General features: G+C 70.3%; 19 protein-coding genes. 8 read left to right on the forward strand and 11 right to left on the reverse strand.

All coding sequences use genetic code 11. The features are described 5' to 3' along the window. The first annotated feature begins 101 nt into the window (after positions 1-101). The 8 genes from mbhE to BLU09_RS32570 all read left to right on the forward strand — a co-directional run bounded on the left by mbhE (position 102) and on the right by BLU09_RS32570 (position 6,599). Positions 102-2,411: a hydrogen gas-evolving membrane-bound hydrogenase subunit E gene (mbhE, locus tag BLU09_RS32535; protein WP_244172211.1), complete on the forward strand. Its 2,310-nt coding sequence runs from the start codon at positions 102-104 to the stop codon at positions 2,409-2,411. Beyond that, on the forward strand, positions 2,408-2,851 hold the full coding sequence (locus tag BLU09_RS32540; protein WP_090494479.1) for a Na+/H+ antiporter subunit B: 444 nt from the start codon (positions 2,408-2,410) through the stop codon (positions 2,849-2,851). Before mbhE ends, BLU09_RS32540 begins: the two co-directional genes overlap by 4 nt. A 2-nt stretch (positions 2,852-2,853) precedes the next feature. After that, positions 2,854-3,213: an NADH-quinone oxidoreductase subunit K gene (locus tag BLU09_RS32545; protein ID WP_090494481.1), complete on the forward strand. Its 360-nt coding sequence runs from the start codon at positions 2,854-2,856 to the stop codon at positions 3,211-3,213. Further along, positions 3,210-4,715, forward strand: a complete 1,506-nt coding sequence (locus tag BLU09_RS32550) for a proton-conducting transporter transmembrane domain-containing protein (RefSeq protein ID WP_090494485.1) — start codon at positions 3,210-3,212, stop codon at positions 4,713-4,715. The genes BLU09_RS32545 and BLU09_RS32550 overlap by 4 nt, the downstream gene beginning before the upstream one ends. Next, positions 4,712-5,185, forward strand: coding sequence for a Na+/H+ antiporter subunit E (locus BLU09_RS32555; protein ID WP_090494487.1), 474 nt, complete (start codon positions 4,712-4,714; stop codon positions 5,183-5,185). Before BLU09_RS32550 ends, BLU09_RS32555 begins: the two co-directional genes overlap by 4 nt. Beyond that, positions 5,182-5,463, forward strand: coding sequence for an MrpF/PhaF family protein (locus tag BLU09_RS32560; RefSeq protein ID WP_090494489.1), 282 nt, complete (start codon positions 5,182-5,184; stop codon positions 5,461-5,463). Before BLU09_RS32555 ends, BLU09_RS32560 begins: the two co-directional genes overlap by 4 nt. Continuing rightward, on the forward strand, positions 5,460-5,831 hold the full coding sequence (gene mnhG / locus BLU09_RS32565) for a monovalent cation/H(+) antiporter subunit G (RefSeq protein ID WP_090494490.1): 372 nt from the start codon (positions 5,460-5,462) through the stop codon (positions 5,829-5,831). The genes BLU09_RS32560 and mnhG overlap by 4 nt, the downstream gene beginning before the upstream one ends. Before the next feature lie 210 nt (positions 5,832-6,041). Then, positions 6,042-6,599 carry a hypothetical protein gene (locus BLU09_RS32570; protein ID WP_090494492.1) on the forward strand — a complete coding sequence of 186 codons (558 nt, stop codon included), beginning with the start codon at positions 6,042-6,044 and terminating at the stop codon, positions 6,597-6,599. An 18-nt stretch (positions 6,600-6,617) separates the two neighbouring features. Here the strand turns inward: BLU09_RS32570 and BLU09_RS32575 are convergent, their stop codons facing one another. From BLU09_RS32575 to BLU09_RS32625, 11 genes are read right to left on the reverse strand one after another with little or no spacing between them, the layout of a single operon-like run. Continuing rightward, a complete protein-coding gene (locus BLU09_RS32575) occupies positions 6,618-6,983 on the reverse strand; it encodes a cytochrome C oxidase subunit IV family protein (RefSeq protein ID WP_090494495.1) in 366 nt (121 codons plus the stop codon). Positions 6,984-6,993: 10 nt separating this feature from the next. Then, positions 6,994-7,644, reverse strand: coding sequence for a cytochrome c oxidase subunit 3 (locus BLU09_RS32580; RefSeq protein ID WP_090494497.1), 651 nt, complete (start codon positions 7,642-7,644; stop codon positions 6,994-6,996). Next, positions 7,634-9,271, reverse strand: a complete 1,638-nt coding sequence (locus BLU09_RS32585; RefSeq protein ID WP_090494498.1) for a cbb3-type cytochrome c oxidase subunit I — start codon at positions 9,269-9,271, stop codon at positions 7,634-7,636. Before BLU09_RS32585 ends, BLU09_RS32580 begins: the two co-directional genes overlap by 11 nt. Beyond that, the gene (coxB, locus tag BLU09_RS32590; protein WP_090494499.1) at positions 9,252-10,292 is read right to left on the reverse strand and encodes a cytochrome c oxidase subunit II; all 1,041 of its coding nucleotides are present in this window, start codon (positions 10,290-10,292) and stop codon (positions 9,252-9,254) included. The genes BLU09_RS32585 and coxB overlap by 20 nt, the downstream gene beginning before the upstream one ends. Then, entirely contained in the window at positions 10,289-10,651 is a 363-nt protein-coding gene (locus BLU09_RS32595) for a hypothetical protein (protein WP_090494500.1), read from the reverse strand. The genes coxB and BLU09_RS32595 overlap by 4 nt, the downstream gene beginning before the upstream one ends. After that, complete coding sequence (locus tag BLU09_RS32600) at positions 10,648-11,853, reverse strand: hypothetical protein (protein WP_090494501.1); 1,206 nt, start codon at positions 11,851-11,853, stop codon at positions 10,648-10,650. The genes BLU09_RS32595 and BLU09_RS32600 overlap by 4 nt, the downstream gene beginning before the upstream one ends. Beyond that, a complete protein-coding gene (locus BLU09_RS32605) occupies positions 11,850-12,530 on the reverse strand; it encodes a c-type cytochrome (protein WP_090494503.1) in 681 nt (226 codons plus the stop codon). The genes BLU09_RS32600 and BLU09_RS32605 overlap by 4 nt, the downstream gene beginning before the upstream one ends. Next, positions 12,527-13,054 carry a DUF3341 domain-containing protein gene (locus tag BLU09_RS32610; RefSeq protein ID WP_090494504.1) on the reverse strand — a complete coding sequence of 176 codons (528 nt, stop codon included), beginning with the start codon at positions 13,052-13,054 and terminating at the stop codon, positions 12,527-12,529. The genes BLU09_RS32605 and BLU09_RS32610 overlap by 4 nt, the downstream gene beginning before the upstream one ends. Then, positions 13,051-14,475, reverse strand: coding sequence for an NrfD/PsrC family molybdoenzyme membrane anchor subunit (nrfD, locus tag BLU09_RS32615; RefSeq protein ID WP_090494506.1), 1,425 nt, complete (start codon positions 14,473-14,475; stop codon positions 13,051-13,053). Before nrfD ends, BLU09_RS32610 begins: the two co-directional genes overlap by 4 nt. Beyond that, on the reverse strand, positions 14,472-17,432 hold the full coding sequence (locus BLU09_RS32620) for a 4Fe-4S dicluster domain-containing protein (protein ID WP_090494508.1): 2,961 nt from the start codon (positions 17,430-17,432) through the stop codon (positions 14,472-14,474). Before BLU09_RS32620 ends, nrfD begins: the two co-directional genes overlap by 4 nt. Then, positions 17,411-18,058 (reverse strand): cytochrome c3 family protein, encoded by a 648-nt coding sequence (locus tag BLU09_RS32625; protein WP_090494510.1) that lies wholly within the window; start codon positions 18,056-18,058, stop codon positions 17,411-17,413. Before BLU09_RS32625 ends, BLU09_RS32620 begins: the two co-directional genes overlap by 22 nt. Positions 18,059-18,202 lie beyond the last annotated feature (144 nt).

The raw sequence follows: 18,202 nt of genomic DNA on the forward strand, positions 1-18,202 counted from the left end.
CGGGCGACCGCGGGGGAGTGTCCACCACTGACCCTCGTGGGGAGCGTGCAAGGAAGAAGCCTGGAGGCAGCAGCCGGGCAATGGCCTGCTGCCTCCCGGTCATGGCTCTGGGTATCGCCTTCTTCGTTCCATTCATCGCCGCGGCTTTGGCCGTGCTGATCACCCGGCTGTTCAAGTCATGGGCAGGCTGGGTGCTCGCCCTCTTTCCGGCGGGGCTGGCGGTGTGGTTCGGCGCACAGGTTCCCGCCGGCGTCCAGGGGGAGGTGCCCTCGCTGACGCTGCCGTGGATGCCGGACCTGGGCATCGACTTCGCGCTGCGGCTGGACGGCCTGTCCCTGCTGATGGCGCTGCTCATCACCGGCCTGGGCACGCTCGTGGTCATCTACGCGGGGCGCTACCTGGTCCACCATGAGGTGCTGGGCCGCTTCTACGGTTGGCTCCTGCTCTTCATGGGCGGGATGCTGGGCATCGTCCTCGCCGACAACACGCTCCTGCTCTTCGTCTGCTGGGAGGTGACGACCTTCAGCTCGTTCATCCTCATCGGCTTCGAGCATAAGGAAGACGCCGCCCGCGAATCCGCGCAGCGGGCCCTGCTCATCACCGCGCTGGGCGGACAGTCCCTGCTGGTGGGCCTGCTGCTGCTGGGCGACGTGGTGGGCACGCTGTCCATCTCCGGCACCATCGCCGCCGCGGACACCGTGCGCGACAGCCCCCGCTACCTGGCCATCCTCCTGCTGGTGCTGGGCGGCGCCTTCACCAAATCAGCGCAGATGCCGTTCCACACCTGGCTGCCGGGCGCGATGACGGCGCCCACGCCCGTGAGCGCGTACCTCCACTCCGCCACCATGGTGAAGGCTGGCGTCTTCCTGCTGGCGAGGCTGTCGCCCGTCCTGGGAGGCACGCCCCCATGGGAAACCATCCTCACCATCGTGGGCACGATGACGATGGTGCTGGGCGCCCTGCTGGCGCTGGGACACACGGACCTCAAGCTGGTGCTCGCGTACGCGACGGTGAGTGTCCTGGGGGCCTTGGTGATGTTGCTGGGTCAGGGCACCGCGGCCTCCATCCAGGCCATGGTGACGTTCCTCACCGCGCACGCGCTCTACAAGGGCACGTTGTTCCTGGTGGCGGGGTCGGTGGACCACGAGACGGGCACGCGCGACGTGGCGCACCTGAGCGGGCTGCGCAAGCGCCTGCCGATGACGGCCGCGGCCTCCACGGCCGCCTCCTTGTCGATGATGGGCCTGCCCCCACTCTTCGGCTTCGTGGGCAAGGAGCTCATCTACGAAGCCTGCCTGAAGGGCCCAGGGGGCTGGCCCCTGGCGATGGGGGCCACGGTGGGCTTCGGCGGCATGGTGGCCGCGGCGCTGCGCGTGGGCGTGCAGCCCTTCGCGGGAAAGACGTTCCGCGCGAGCAAGCCGGAGTCGAAGGTCCACGAAGCGCCTCCCGCCATGTGGGTGGGGCCCGCGCTGCTCGGCGCGGCGGGGCTGGTGTTGGGCCTGGTTCCCTGGGCCATCCAGCCCCTGCTGGCCATGGCGGCGGTGGACATTGGGGGGAGCCAGGCGGGGGGCCTCGAGCTGACGCTGTGGCACGGCGTGACGCCCGCCCTGGGGTTGAGCGTGGGGAGCCTCGTCATCGGCGGGGGCCTCTTCGCGCTGCGCCAGCCGGTGCTGAAGGGCCTGCGCGCCCTGAATCTGTCCAACCACGGCCCGGAGCGCTTCTACCAGGCCTCTCTGAGCGGCCTGCTCAAGCTGTCCTCGTCGATGACACGGGTGATCCAGAACGGCTCACTGCACCAGTACATCGTCGTCACCCTGGCCACGTTCGGCGGACTGCTGGCGCTGGCCGTCGCCCTGCGGCTGTGGGAATGGCCCCGGGGCGTCTCCAAATACGTGCTGTCTCATGAAGTGGTGGTCCTGGTGGGCATCCTGGCGGCGGCGGTGCTGGCCGTGGTGTCGCGCTCGGCGCTGACGTCCATCCTCGCGCTGGGCGCGCTGGGCCTGGCGGAGGCGCTGCTGTACGTGTTCTTCGGCGCGCCGGACCTGGCGATGACGCAGATCGTGGTGCAGACGCTCACCGTCATCCTGTTCGCGCTCGTCTTCTCGCGCTTCCCGGTGCAGCCGCATGAGCACCGCTTCCGCTGGTGGACGGCGGCCCTGCCCCTGGCCGTGGGCGGGCTCATCACCTGGATCATCTTGCACGTGGCCTCGACGCCCTCGCACACGCGGCTGGCGGACTTCTACGCAACGCAGAGCGTGCCCGCCGGAAAGGGGCTGAACATCGTCAACGTCATCCTGGTGGACTTCCGGGCGTTCGACACCCTGGGAGAGGCCACCGTGCTGGCGACGTCCGGACTGGGGGTCTTTCTCCTGTTCCGCACGCGCTCGCAGCGAAAGAAGAGGCAGGTATGAACCCCGTGGTGATGCACACCGTGGCGCGGCTGATGGCCCCGGTGCTGCTGCTCGTGTCCCTGGTGCTGGCCGTGCGTGGCCATGACATCCCCGGTGGCGGCTTCGTCGGCGGACTGATGGCGGCCACGGCGTTCGCGTTGCTGATGGTGGCGTTTGGCCGGCCCGCGGCGCGCAAGCAATTGCGGGTGCACCCCACCCGGTTGGCCGCGGCGGGCCTGCTGGTGGCGCTCTTCAGCGGCGTCCCTCCGATGATGAAAGGCCGGCCCTTCCTGTCTGGAATCTGGGGGCGGTTGCCCGTGCCGGGGACGGATGGGTTGAAGGTGGGCACCCCGCAGCTCTTCGACCTGGGCATCTATCTGGTCGTCCTGGGGACGGCCATGTGCTTCATCCTGGGCATGGCCCGGGGCGAGGACACCACGGCGCCGGAGATGGGGGGCTAGGCATGGAACTGTTCCTCGCGATCACCGTGGGCGGCCTCTTCGCGGCGGGGTTCTACTGCCTGATGCTCCACAGCATCGTCCGCATCGCGCTGGGGCTGGTGCTGCTGGGCAGCGCCACCAACCTCCTGATCTTCACCATCAACGGGCTGCAGCGCGGCTTCGCGCCCCTGGTGCCCGAAGGCCAGGAGGCCCTCTCCCCGCCCTTCGCGGACCCGGTGCCCCAGGCCTTCATCCTCACCGCCATCGTCATCAACTTCGGCCTGCTCGCGCTGCTGCTGGTGCTGGTGCACCGCGCCGCGCAGGAGACGGGGACCGATGACACGCGGGCCCTGCGCACCGAGCTGAAGGACTCCAAGCGATGACGCCCTCCGCACTGCTCAGCCTGCCCATGATCCTGTGCCTGGGCGCCGCGGCCGCGGGGCTGCTCACCCCGTCACGCGCGTGGCCGCGCCGGTGGCTGGCGCTGATGACCATGGTGTCCCTCGCCGGGGTGGGCGCGATGCTGCTGGTGACGGTGCGCCGCGAAGGCATCCAGTCCATGCAGGTGGGCGGGTGGGCGGCGCCCTTTGGCATCACCCTGGTCGCGGACCTGCTGAGCGCTCTATTGGTGCTCGTCACCGGGGTGATGGGCCTGACGGTGGTCTCCTACTCCGCGGCCACGCTCCCGGCGTCGAAGGAGGCGGGCGCCTACTACCCGCTGGTGCTGGTGCTGGTGGGCGGCGTGTGCGGCGCGTTCCTGACCGGAGACCTCTTCAACCTCTTCGTGTGGATCGAGGTCATGCTGGGCGCCTCGTTCGTGCTGCTCGCGCTGGAGGCCCGACAGGAGCAGCTCGAAGCGTCCATCAAATACATGTCGCTGAGCCTCATGGGCTCGGTGGTGCTGCTGTGCGCGGTGGGCCTGCTGTACGGAGCGGCCGGTACGCTGAACCTGGCGGACCTGGCCGTCACGGTGCCGGGCCTGGGCACGCCGAACCTGATGACGGCCGTGTCCATGTTCTTCCTGGTGGCCTTCGCGCTGAAGGCGGGCGCCTTTCCCCTCTTCTTCTGGCTGCCGGCCTCGTACCACACGCCCCCGGCGGCGGTGACGACGCTCTTCTCCGCGCTCCTCACCAAGGTCGGCGTCTACGCCCTGGCGCGCGTGTTCACCCTGGTCTTCACGCAGGACGCGCAGCTCACCAGCACCCTCCTGCTGGTGATGGGCGGCCTCACCATGGTGACGGGCGTGCTGGGCGCGGTGGCGCAGTACGACATGCGCCGGCTGCTGTCCTTCCACATCATCAGCCAGATTGGCTACCTCATCGCCGCCCTGGGGCTGCTCACCCGGAGCGCGCTGACGGCGCTCATCGCCTTCCTCATCCACTACATCTTCGCGAAGTCGGCGCTCTTCCTGGTGAGCGGGGCCACCGCGCGTGTCACCCGCACCTACGACTTGCACCAGATGGGCAACCTGTACCGGACCCAGCCCCTGCTGGCCGCGCTGTTCTTCATCCCCGCGCTGTCGCTCGCGGGCGTGCCGCCCTTCTCCGGGTTCTTCGCCAAGCTGGCCGTCATCCAGGCGGCGCTGCGGGCCGAAAACTGGATCATCGCGGGGACGGCTGTCGTCGTGGGCCTGCTCACCCTCTTCTCCATGATGAAGATCTGGCGCGAGGCCTTCTGGAAGGCGCCGCCGGAGGACCAGCCGCAGGAACCCACCCGGCCGCTGAGCCTGGGAGACGGCGTGCTCGGGCCCTGCATGGCGATGACACTGTTCATGGTCGTCCTGGGCCTGGGCGCCGAGCCACTGCTGGAGCTGGCGGACGCCGCCGCGGGCCAGCTGCTGGACCCGGAGGAGTACGTGCGGGCGGTGATGGGGGGACGCCCATGACCGCGTTCCTCTGGAACCTGATGCTGGCGCTCCTCTGGGCCGCGATGCTGGGGAACGTCACTTCGGAGAACCTCCTCACGGGGTTCGTCATCGGCTTCGTGCTGCTGGCCCTCATCGACACGCAGCATGGGCCCTCGCGCTATGGGACGCAGGCGTGGAACGTGGTGCGGCTGGTGGCGAGGGTGGGCTGGGACGTGCTGGTCGCCAACGTGCGGGTGGCCTACGAGATCGCGACGCCCAAGCTCCTCACCCGGCCCGCCATCTACCGCTACGACATGGAGGCGCGCACGGACGCGGAGATCACGCTGCTGACGCTCATCGTCACCTTCGCGCCGGGCACGCTGGCCCTGGAGGTGTCCGAGGACCGCAAGGCCATCTACGTCCACGTCATGTTCGCGACCACCCGGGAGGCGTTCTGCCAGGAGCTCCGCGAGCGCGTGGAGATTCCACTGTTGAGGGCACTGCGATGAGCGACTGGCTGCAGAGCATCACCCAGGGGGCCCTCGGGGCCATCTCCGTCTCGATGCTGTTCTCGCTCCACCGGCTGCTCCGGGGGCCGTCGCTGACGGACCGGGTGGTGGCGCTGGACCTCTTCTCGCTCCAGACGTCGGCGGTCATCACCGTCTACGCCCTTTGGATGGGACAGCCCGAGCTGGTGGACGTGGCCCTGGTGCTGGCCGTCATCGGGTCCATGGGCACCATCGTCATCGCCAGGTACCTCTACAGCGCGCAGAGGGGCACGCCATGAAGGAAGTCATCACCGCGGTGTTGCTGGTGTTGGGGGCGTTGCTGATGCTCCTGGCGGGGCTGGGCCTGTTCCGGATGCCGGACCTGTTCCTGCGGCTCCACGGGGCCGCGAAGGCGTCCTCGCTGGGCGTGGGCCTGCTGATGGGCGCGGCGGCGCTGGGCTTGGGAGACGTCAGCGTGGTGGCCCGCGCGGCGCTGGGCGTCACCTTCGTCTTCGTCATGACGCCCGTGGCCACGCTGCTCATCGCGCAGGCCGCGTTTCGCGCCGGCATCCCGCTCTGGGAGCGCACGCACCAGAACGACCTGGAGGAACACCACCCCGCTGGAGGTCCGTACGAGCCGCGCCTGGGGCCCGACGGCGAGGAATGAACGCCGTGCCTCCCAGGGCCACCGGTCCACGACGGGCCGCTCCGCCCAGCCGCTGGGGCTACCGGCCCCCTGGACCGGCACAATGCCCGCAAGGCCGCGAACGACGCGCCCGGGAGACACTACGCGCGGCACGCGAGCGCGAGCGACACTGTCGCCAGGCCCAGGCCCATCCCGTCATCGGTCGGGACGAATCAGAAGGAAGGTGGCGCCATGGACCGCACGCGGCAGCGGGAGCTCCAGGCGGAACACGCGGACGCCGTGGCCCACTGGAGCCTGGTCCGGGACGTGCTCATCGCGGGAGGGCTGGTGGGCACGCTCGGCGCATGCGCCATGGCCGCGCTGGCCCTGCTGCTGGGCGGTATCACCCAGGGCGACCTCTGGTACGCGCCACGGCTGGTGGGCGGCGTGGTCTTCAGGGACGCGCCCGTTGGGACCGCGGCGGTGGTGCTCGGCTTCGCCCTGCATTTCGCGACGGCGGGAGGGCTCGCCACCGCCTTCGCGATGCTGGTGCCTCGAGGTGGCTCGGCAATGACGGCCATGATGCTGGGCCTGCTCGCGGGCCTGACGCTCCAGGCCGTCATGCCCGTGCTGGTCGTCCCCTGGGCCGCGCCACCGTTGGAGCGAGCGGGACCGCCCATCGCCGCGTTCCTGCTCCTGCACCTGGTCTTCGGCGCGTGCCTGGGCGTCCTGACGCCTGTCCGGAAGGCCTTGCTGCTTCTGGATGCGAAGCGCCGTGGCGTCCGGGCACTCCCGGAACCGCCGCACTGAGCCCGCGGCTCGGGCGCATCAGGGCAGCGGCAGCCAGGGCGGCGCCACGCGAGGGGGGCCGCTTCGTTCGGTGCCCGGCAACCGCGACACGGGAAAGGGCCCTGGCGGCAGCGTCGGCCACGCCCGGGCCGCGGCTTCCGCCAACACCAGCCCCACGAGGATGCCAACGAAGACACCCGCGGTGCCGATGACGAGCCGGGGCCCGCCGGCCCGCTCCGCCAGGTGCATGAAGAAGAAGGCAATCAGCACGGCCTTGCACAGCGCGATGCCCAGCGCGACTGGCACCGCCCACGCCCCCAGGTGCAGCCTCGACAGCCCGAAAGACAACGTGGCCAGCGCCAGCAACACGGCTCCGACGGCCAGCACCCGGACCCCGCCCCGCATGCGCGCCTCCTCACGTCAGGTACAGCAGTGGCCAGAGGAACAACCAGACGACGTCCACCAGGTGCCAGTACATCCCACCCAGCTCCACGGGCGTGTGGAAGCGGGCCCCGAACTCCCCCGCCAGCGTCCGCAACGCCAGCGTGACGAGCACGCCCACCCCCACGAGCACATGCACCGCGTGCAAGCCTGTCATCACCCAGTACAGCGTGAAGTAGAGGTTGGCGCCGGGAAGGGCGAACGCCTCATAGGCGTACCAGGCGCCGGGCAGCGCCCCGTCATGCACGTGCTTCGTGTACTCCGCGGCCTTGATGAACAAGAACGCGATGCCCAGCAGCACCGACAGCGCGAGCAACGCCGCCGCGGCGAAGTCGCGTCCATTCCGGATGGCATCCACCGCGAGCGCCACGAGGATGCTGCTGACCACCAGCACGAAGGTGTTCAGCGTCCCCAGGAACACGTCCATGTGCGCGGGCGCCTGCTGGAACACACCGGGATACGTCAGCCGGTACAGGGCATACGCGGTGAACAACACCGAGAAGAGCAGCACCTCCGTGGCCAGGAAGATCCACATGCCCAGGTGCGCGGCGTCCTGACGGGACGCCTCGTCTCCAAAGTGGAGGGCACGAGGCTCCACCGGGCGCGGGCTCGCCTCATGCCGCATGCTCCACCTCCGTGTTGGCGCCAGGGTTCGCGTAGTCGTGCGGCGGCCTGGGAAACCGCGGCGGCGCATGAAAATTGAATTCGGGGGGCGGTGAGTCGCTGAGCCACTCATACCCCTCGCTGCCCCAGGGGTTCCGCCCCGCCGCCCGGCCATGCCGCAGCGACCAGCCCAGGTAGATGGCGACGATGAGGAAGCCGAAGCCCAGCAGGGACGCCCCAGCGGTGGACGCCACGTGCAGCGGCTGGAACGCCTCCGGGTAGTCCGCGTACCGGCGGGGCATGCCCAGATTGCCCAGCAGGAACTGAGGCAGGAAGGTGGCGATGAAGCCGAAGATGATGAGCACCGCCGTCCCGATGCCCATGCCCTCCGGGTACATGCGGCCGGACATCTTCGGGAACCAGTAATGCAGCGCCGCGAGGAAGGCCATCAGCGACGCGCCCACCATGATGAAGTGGAAGTGCGCCACCACGAAGTACGTGTCATGCCAGTGCAGGTCCGCGGACGTGACGGCCACGGCGACCCCGCTCATGCCTCCGAAGAAGAGCAGGAAGATGAAGCCGAGCACGTAGGTGAACGGCGTGGAGACCCACAGGCTCCCCCGGTACATGGTGCCCAGCCAGGTGAAGATCTTCATCGCCGTGAAGATGGCCACCAGCATGGACAGCACGCTGAACGCGCCCGCCCCGAAGGTGGACTGGCCGGAGACGAACATGTGGTGTCCCCACGTGAGGAACCCCACGAAGGAGATGCCCACCGTGCTCCAGACAATCACCCGGTAGCTGAAGGGGCGCTTGCGGCTGAAGGCGCACACCGCCTCGCTGATGACGCCCATGCCCGGCAGCACCATGATGTAGACGGCCGGGTGGCTGTAGAACCAGAACAGGTGCTGGAAGAGCAGCGGGTCCCCTCCCCGGCTCGGGTCGAACAGCCCCGCGCCCGCCACCCGCTCCAGCGCCACGAGCACCAGCACCATGCCCAGCACCGGCGTCGCGAGCACCTGGATGATGGACGTGCCGTAGAGCGCCCACACGAAGAGGGGCACCTTCATCCACGTCACACCGGGGGCCCGCAGGGTGTGCACGGTGGTGATGAAGTTGATGCCGGTGATGATGGTGGAGAACCCCACCACGAAGACGCCCACGAGCACGGGCATCACCGCCCGCCCGGTGGCGGTGCTGTAGGGCGTGTAGAACGTCCACCCCGTGTCCACGCCGCCCTGGAACACGCCCCACAGCGTCATCACCGCGCCGAGCACGTAGAGGTAGAAGCTGGCCAGGTTGAGCCGGGGGAAGGCCACGTCCCGGGCGCCAATCATCAGCGGCAGCAGGAAGTTGCCGAAGGACGTGGGAATGGACGGGATGAGGAACAGCCACACCATGACGACGCCGTGCACGGTGAAGGCGCGGTTGTAGGCCAGCCGCCCCATCACCGTTTCACCGGGCGTCAGCAGCTCCACGCGCAGGGCCAGGGCGAAGATGCCCCCCAGCAGGAACATCAGCAGCAACACGGCCAGGAACATCACGCCAATGCGCTTGTGGTCGCGCGTGGTGAGCCAGGACCAGAGCCCTCGCTCCACGTCCAGATAACTGGGCCCGGCGACGGAGGGCTCAGCGTGGGAGGGGGCCATACGTGGGCTCCTGGGCGGGGGGCGGCTCCGGACGCTCCGGCTGGAGGGACTTGATGTACTCGACGAGCGCGCCCACCTCGCCAGCGCTCAGCCGCCCGTGGAAGGACGGCATCACCGGCGCGTAGCCCGCGACCACCTTCGCCAGTGGGTCCATCATCGACTCGGTGAGGTACGCGACGTCGGCTCGCACGCTGTCACCCGAGGCCAGCGGCTCCTCGCGGCCATACAGCCCCAGCCAGGAGGGACCGATGTGCGGCGAGCCGTCGATGGTGTGGCACTGGAAGCAGCCCTGCCGCGTGGCGACGACCGCCCCTCGCCGCGCGAGCGGTCCCCGGGCGCCCTCCTCCTCGGAGGATTCATCCGCCACCCAGGTGGGTTGGGCCAACTGCCGGGCCCGCCAGGACTCGAAGGCCTCGGGCTCCAACGCCACCACCTCCGCGCGCATGCGCGAGTGGTCCAGGCCGCAGTACTCCGCGCAAAACACCGGGTAGCGGCCCGGCCTCACGGCTTCGAACCAGAGCTCCGTGTAGCGCCCAGGCAACGCATCCATCTTCAAGCGGAAGGCGGGGACGTAGAAGGAGTGGATGACGTCGCGCGACGTGATCAGCAGGCGCACGGGCGTGCCGGTGGGAACGTGCAGTACGCCCACCATGCCCGGCCCGTCTGGGTACGCGAACTTCCACATCCACTGCTTGCCGGTGACGTAGACGTCCAGCGCGTCGCGCGGCGGCGTGCGCGCCCACACGTAGTCCTGGAACCCCAGCGCGCCCCAGAGAAGGAAGAAGGCCAGTGGCACCCCGGCGAACGCGGCCTCCATCCAGGTGGGCGCGGCCACCGCCGGCTCCTGCGCGGGGGCTCGCCCACGGCGGTAGCGCACCAGGAAGAAGAGCCCGGTGAGACCGATGCCCGCGCCCACCACGAAGGTGGTGCCGATGATGAAGAAGTGCATCCGGTCCACGCGCGGGGCCAGCGACGACGCCGCCTCCGGGAGGAAGAGGATTCGTCGCATCAGGTCACTCATGGCCGCGCCCCCTCTTCTGCGGAGAGGACCTGCTCCATGGCCCGCTCCACCGGCAGGTGGATGACGCCCGCGTCCCGGTCCACCCAGCCATACGTCTGCAACCGCGCCTGCTGTGCGTCGCGCAGCCGAGGCGCGCCGTCCTCCAGGGCGAAGGGCCGCTGGTTGACGTCCGCGACCTCGGGCGCCCCCAGGGACGGGGGAAACCCCGCGCTTGCCACGGGCGCGTACCAGTCCTCTCCCCAACGGACCACGAGCAGCGCCCCCACGACCAGGGCGAGCCACGCGGCCCCCACCCCGGCGAGGCGCCGCCCTGGAAGCTGCCGGTGCTCTGGCGGAGGTGGCGTGAAGCCGGTGCTCATGAGCGGGGCACCCGCAGCGAATGGGGCAGGAAGGGGTCTCTCACTGGCACCGTGTAGCCACCGCGCGCGAGCAGCACCCACGCGGCCACCGTCCATCCCCCCACGCCGGCCCACGCCGTGGCGCTGGTCCAGTGGAACGTCGCCGTCCCAGGAGAGAGCGCGGGCCACACCAGCCAGTACACGTCCAGTGCCCGCATGAGCAGCAGCCAGGCGCCCACCGCGGCGAGCGCGCCCGCGTGCTGCTTCACGCGACGGAGCAGGAGCAGGAAGAACGGCACGCCGAAGTGCCCCACGGCCAGCGCCACCGCCACCGCCAGCCAGCCTCCGTCCAGGCGGGCGCGGTACCACGTCACCTCCTCCGGCAACGAGGCAATCCACATCAGCAGGAGCTGCGAGAAGCCGCAGTAGGCCCACAGGCAGATGAAGCCGAGCAGCAGCGTTCCCAACCGGAGGAAGTGCGCCGGCCCCATCAACGCGCCGAACTGTCCCGCGCCTCGCGCCAGCGCGGCGGTGAGGGCCACCGTGGAGAGCGCGCCCACAACCGCGCCACACCCGACCGTGAGCGCGTACACGGTGGACTGCCACAGGGGCTCCAGCGACATCAGCCAGTCCAGGCTGGCGAAGGACAGGCACAGCACCATCAGCGGCAGCGCACCCGAGGCCAGCCGCCGCTGGTACAGGGTGATGCGCACCGCCCGTTCGGTAATTCCCGGCTCCGCGTCCTGTCGCACCGACCAGCGGAACAGGAGGACGCCCACCGCGCCCCAGACGGCGAAGTACAGAAGGGCCCGGCCCAGGAAGAAGGGCACGTTGAGGTACGGCTGCTTGTGCGCCAGCAACTGAAGGTCATGCCCGCTCAAGCTGGACGGAAGCGCCACCCAGGGGAACAGGTGTGGCATCGTCAGGGCTACGGGGACGAAGAGCAACGCGAACAGCGGGCAGCTCGCGGCCATGATTTCCAGAGACCGCCGCAGCACGGTGGGCCACCGCGCGCGCGCCGCGTGGAACGCAGCCAGGATGATGAGCGCCCCCAGGCTGAGTGACAGCCAGTACGCGAAGGCGAACAGGTAGCCGTGGGCGGCCTCCCGGGGCGCGGTCCATCCCCCCAGCAGCGTGGCCAGGAGCCCCAGGCTCCCCACCGCGGCGGCGCCCCAGACCACGCGCCGGCCTTCCGTCAGGCGTGTCAGCACCGCGGCCGTCATGGCGCACCCTCCACGGGTGCCCGCATGAGTTCATCGCGTGCGTCCTCGGGCGCGGCGGACAGCGGTGCGCGCTGGCTGTACGCCAGGACCCGTAGCCAGGCCACGACCTTCCAGCGCGCCTCGGGCGTAAGCGCATCCGCGTAGGAAGGCATCAACCCGTAGCCGCCGGTGATGACCGAATAATAGAAGCCCGGCGGGTGTGGCAGCGCCTCCCATCCAGGTGGCACCGGACGGGCGCCCTCCCCTGCGTCCACCGGCCCCTCACCTCCATGTTCGGGATGTGAATGCGCCTCGCCGTACAGCGAGGGAGGCGGCCGCTCGCCCATGTTCTGGGCGACGATGCTCTGCCCGTCACCGAGCAGTCCGTGGCACGGCGCGCACCAGGTCTCGAAGTGGGCACGGCCCTCCCGCAGCGTGTCGCGCGTGAACGGCACGGGGAGCCGCGCCACCTCCACCCAGCCGCCATCCGGAGAGCCCCGGCGGGCATACGCGGCCTCCTGGAAGTACCACTCGCGAGCGACCGTCCCGGGGACGCGGGGCCGCATCGCTCGCGCGTCCGCGAAGTACGGGTTGGCGACGAAGGCCCCGTCGCGAGCCTGCACCCGCATCGGGTCCAGGTCCTCGCAGCCGGCCACCACCGTGAGCCCGAAGGCGACCTGTGCAAGACGCACCCTCATCGCCGGCCCTCCACGGCGAGCACGACGGCGGCGCCGAGCTGGCGGAGGGCGCCTTCCACCGCGTCCACGCCCTCCGAACCGTCCACCGCGACGGCGAGCCAGAACCCGTCGATGCTGGCGCTGCGGAACGCCTCCAGGTCGAAGAACGGATGCGTCACGCGCGGCAGGCCACACGCCACGATGACCCCCAGGAAGATGGCACCCGCCGCCGCCAGGACCGCGGACTCGAAGGTGATGGGAATGAAGGCGGGGCCGCTGTGCAGCGGACGGCCGCCTACGTTCAGCGGCCAGTCCACGGCCTGCGTGAACCACTGCACGACGTAGGCGCCCGCCGCGCCGCCGACCCCGGCAATCAACGCCAGCAGCGGCAGCCTCGAACCGGACACTCCCAGCACGGCGTCCACGTCCTCCACCGGATACGGGGTATGCGCGTCCAACCGGAGGAAGCCCGACGCCCGCAGCGCCCGGGCCGCCTCCACCATCCGCTCCGGCGAGCGGAACTCTCCCAGCACCCAGCGGCTCATCGCGCGCCTCCCTCCCGTGCCGACACGTCGTGGGCGAAGGCCTCGGAGGCCTCGAGCTCGTGTTGGAGCTCCTTCACCTCGCTGATGGGAACCGGCGGCAGGAAGCGAAGGAACAGCAGGAAGCCCAGCCCGAAGAGCCCCACGGTTCCAGACAGCAGGCTCAGGTCCACCCAGGTGGGCGCGTAGTGCCGCCAGCTCGCAGGCAGGAAGTCCTCGCTGAGCGGAGACACGATGATGATGAAGCGCTCCAGCCACATGCCCACGTTGACGAGCAGCGCCGCGCACCACAGGACCACCGGCTGGGTGCGCAGCCGGGCGACCCAGAAGAGCTGTGGCACCAGCACGTTGCAGGCGAAGACGGTCCAGAACGCCGGCGCATAGGGGCCGGTGCGCAGGATGTTCATCGCGTGCATCTCGTAGGGGTTTCCGCTGTACCAGCCGAAGAAGTGCTCTTGAACGTAGCCGTAGGCCACGAAGAGACCGGAGACGAGCAGCAGTCGCGCCAGCGCGTCCAGGTGCGCCTGCGTCACCACGGCGTGCAGGTGGAGCGCCCGTCGGGCGGGAATCAACAGCGAGAGCACCATGGCCAGCCCGGAGAAGATGGCGCCCGCCACGAAGTACGGAGGAAAGACGGTGCTGTGCCAGCCCGGAAGCTGCGCCACGGCGAAGTCGAACGAGACGATGGTGTGCACCGACACGACCAGCGGCGTCGCCAACCCCGCGAGCAGCAGGTACCCGGTGCGCCAGTGCCGCCAGTGGCGGGCGCTCCCCCGCCACCCCAGGGACAGCAGGCCCCAGACGCGCCGCCGCCAGGGCTGCTTCGCGGTGTCCCGCGCGGTGGCCAGGTCTGGCAACAGGCCCAGGTACCAGAACAGCACCGACACGGTGAGGTATGTGGTGATGGCCACGATGTCCCACGTGAGGGGTGACCGGAACTGCGGCCACATGCGCAGCGAGCTGGGGTATGGCACCAGGTAATAGAACTTCCAGGGCCGGCCCAGGTGCAGCAGGGGGAACAGCGCCGCGCACACCAGGGCGAACAGCGTCATCGCCTCCGCCATGCGGTTGACGGAGCTGCGCCACTTCATGCCGAAGAGCAGAAGGATGGCGGAGATGAGCGTGCCGGCGTGGCCAATGCCAATCCACCAGACGAAGTTGATGATGCCGAATGCCCACGCCACCGGGATGTTGTTGCCCCACATCCCCACGCCCGTGACGAAGGTGATGGTGATGGCCACCACCAGCAGCACCGTCAGCGCCGCGCACACGCCGACGAGCGCCCACCACCCCATGCCCGGCGCGGTGAGCACCGGCCGCAGCAGTGCCTCGCCGAGCTGCGCGTCCGGGCGTCGCTCCTCGAGCAACGGGTGGACGACCAGCGGATCCGCCGTCACCGGAGCCAGGGGCAGGGGCTCGCTCATCCCGTGGCCTCGCTTGGATTCTTCAGCCGGATCAGGTGGACGGTGCGCGGCTGCGTCCCCAGGTGGTTCAACAAGGCGTAGTGGCGCGGGTCCTGGTGCAGCCGCGTGACGGGGTCCTCCGGTTGGTTCAAGTCACCGAAGACGATGGCCTCCGTGGGACACGCCTGCTGACACGCGGTGCGCACCTCCCCTTGCCGGATGGCACGATGAGCCACGCGCGCGGTGATGCGGGCGGCCTCGATGCGCTGCACGCAGTACGTGCACTTCTCCATCACCCCGCGCGAACGCACCGTCACCTGGGGGTTGCGGTACATCCGGTCCAGGGGCCCGCCGCGGTTGTATTCCAGGTAGTTGAAGCGCCGGACCTTGTAGGGGCAGTTGTTGGAGCAGTACCGCGTGCCGACGCAGCGGTTGTAGACCATCTGGTTGAGCCCCTCGTCCGAGTGGACGGTGGCGGCCACGGGGCACACGTACTCGCAAGGCGCGTACTCACAGTGCACGCACATCAGCGGCTGGGTGATGACGGCGGGGTTGTCCGCGTCCCCCATGAAGTAGCGGTCGATGCGCAGCCAGTGCATCTCCCGCCCGCGCCGCACCTGGTCCTTCCCCACGGCGGGGATGTTGTTCTCCGCCTGGCACGCCACCACACACGCACTGCACCCCGTGCAACGGTGCAGGTCGATGGCCATGCCCCAACGATGGCCCGGCGCGTCTGACACCGGCCGAGGCGGATACAGGTGTGCTTCCGATGCCTGGAGCGCGGGGAGCCGCACATCGCCCTGTGCCGCGAAGCGGGCGGCCGTCGTCTGGAGCGCGATGGGCCGGCCCTCCATGTGCCAGTGCTCCTGCGTCAGCGCGAAGTCGTGGTGGCCTTCCACGCGCGTGAGCCGCACGCCGGAGGCCCACCAGGGCGCGTCCTGGAAGCGCAGCACCTGGGCGTCGAAGCCCACGCCGCGCGCCACCGGACTGCCCAGGCGCTGGCCGTACCCCAGCGGCAGCGTGAGCGTGTCATTGGCCTGCCCGGGAACCACCAGCACGGGCGCTTCCATCGAACGGCCGCGAAGCTCCAGGCGGACGCGGTCGCCTCGCACCAGCGACAGGCGCGAAGCCGTGGCGGGACTCACCCACACGGCATTGTCCCAGGTGAGCTGCGTCACCGGGTCCGGCAGTTCCTGGAGCCAGGGATTGGCGCCGTAGCGACCGTCATGGACCTTGGTGTCCGTGACGAAGTGCAGCTCCAGCCCGTCCCCCGAGGGCGGCAGCGACTGGACCGCCGCGAGCACCGACGCGGCATCCACGGCGGCCTGTTGCACCGGCAGCCGCGTGCCAGGAACGACGCCCTCCGCGAGCCAGCGTTCCCATTCCTCCTCGAAGCGTCCCGATGCCGCGGCGTGCTCGCGCCACTGGGCCCGCAGTCGCTCGTAGGGCGTGGTCGCCAGCGCTCCGGCGAAGGCCGCCAGCAGCTCCAGCGGAGGCACGGCGCTCTCCACCAGCGGCGCGATGAGCGGCTGCAAGATGGTCGCGGTGCCATCCACCGCGCGCCCATCGTCCCAGGCCTCGAACGGATGCGTGGAGGGGACGGACCAGGACACCCGCGCGGCGGTCTCATCGTCGTGGAGCGCGCAGTACACGGCGTCCTCCACCAGCCCCAGCGCCTCCCCCAGGGGCACGTCCGTGGGCGCGCGGTAGACGGGGTTCCACGCGGTGATGAGCAGCGTGTCCACCACGCCCGCACGGATGTCCGCGACGAGCGCCGGCAACGCCGCCTCGTCCGGCGCGGGCACCAGGAGCGAGTCCACGCACCGCACCGTTCCACCGTGCAAGGTCGCGTTGAGCAGGTGCGCCAGCGCGTGCACCGCCGCGGGCTGGGATTCTCCTACCACGATGAGCGCCCCGTCCCCCTGCTCCGCCAGGTCCCGAGCGGCCCCTGCCACCCAGCGATGCTCCGCGGGCTCCAGCACCCCGCGCCCGATCCCCCTCAACGCATCGTGCCCCAGCAGTCGCCCCAACTCCGCCGCGAGCGCCCGGGCAATCCACGGCACACGAGACGGGCGCGCCCGGAGCCGCTCGTCCGCGAAGGCGCCCGTGAGGCTCAAGCGACTCTCCACCACCCAGAGGCGATTGAGCGCCGGCGGCATGCGCGCGGAGACGAATTCACGTGGCGCGCGCAGTCCTCCCGTCAGCGTGGACAGGAAGTCGTCATCCAGGACCACCACGGCGCGCGCGGAGCCCCAATCCGGCATCGCGCGCAGGGGCCGGCCCCACGCCAGGCGGGCGCCCTCGTGCGCGTTCCCCGTCTGCGTGGCGCTGAAGGGCACCACCCGGGCCTTCGGGAAGCGAGCCAGGATGCGCTCGAAGGTCCGGGTCCACAGCGGTGACGCGGTGGGCTCCACCAGCAGGCGAAGTCCCGCCCCTCCGTCCTGGCGCGCGGCGCGACGGCGCACCATCTGGAAGACCTGGGACAGGGAGGTGGGCGCGCCACGGTGGCGTACGGCCCGAGCACGGTGCGGGTCATACAGGCCCAGCAGCGACGCCTGTTCGTGCGCGCCCGCCGCTCCCAGGCTCTCCGGGTGGGACGGATTGCCCTGCACCAGCGTGGGCCGCCCCTCCTGGCTGCGCACCAGGACGCCCCGCGCGTAGCCGTCCAAAGAAAGCCCCGTGGCGTAGTGGAGCGGGATGCCTGGAGTGACGTCTGGCGGTGGCCGCGAATACGGCAGGACCTTCTCCGGCGGCGCGCGGAAACAGCCCGTCAGGCCCGCGGCGGCGGTGCCGAACGCGGCCAACTCCAGCAACACGCGCCGGGACAGCCCCCGAGGTGGCGCATCGGCATCCAAGGGAAACTCACCCGGCGACGGCGCGGGCGCGGCGCCCTGTCTCGCCTCCAGGCTGCGCCAGGGCTCGGCTCCCTCCAGGACGGGGAGCGGATATCGGTCGGTCAGCGGTGGCATGTGGAGCACTCGGTCCGGGGCGAGACATCCAGGGTCCGCATCACCGCCAGCCCCACGTCGCGGGCTGGGCCCCGCGGGCTCCACGTCATGTCCGCGACGTGCTCCGGGGGCCGCAGGTGCGGCGCCGGGTCGCGGTGGCACTCCAGGCACCAGCCCATGGTGAGCGGCGCGACCTGCTCCACCAGCGGCATCTGGTCCACGCGGCCGTGGCAGCTCACGCACCCCACGCCCTTGTGGACGTGGATGGCGTGGTTGAAGAAGACGTACTGCGGCAGCCGGTGGACCCTGTTCCACGGGATGGGCCGGTCCTCGAAGTAGCTCTGGCGCACGGGCGCCAGCAGCGCGCTCTCGTTCCAGATCTGCGCGTGACAGCCCATGCACCGGCTGGTGGGTGGAATGCCCGCCGAAGGCCCCTGCCACGCGCCGTCATGGCAGTAGCGGCAGCCAATGCCCTCGTCCGACGCGTGGTGGCGGTGGTCGAACTGCACCGGCTGCTGCACGGGCTCGAAGGCCCCCGTCCCCAGGGGACTGCGGGCCAGCAGCAGCAACGCCACGGGCGTGGCCACCGGCAGCACGGCCATCAGGCCGAGCACGGCTCGCAGGACTCCATCAGTCGCCGGTGGAAAGAGACCCATACACCGCCCAGTCAGGCACGAGGCCCGCACCTAGCGGAGCGGCGTTTGGGGGCGGTAGCGCGGACCTCGCGGCGTGTCCGTTACTCCAAGCCAGGGAGGGACGCCCGTCGGAGAGCGCACACGCGCGTGCCCTCTGGATGGAGG

This window comes from Myxococcus virescens, assembly GCF_900101905.1.
Lineage (GTDB): Bacteria > Myxococcota > Myxococcia > Myxococcales > Myxococcaceae > Myxococcus > Myxococcus virescens.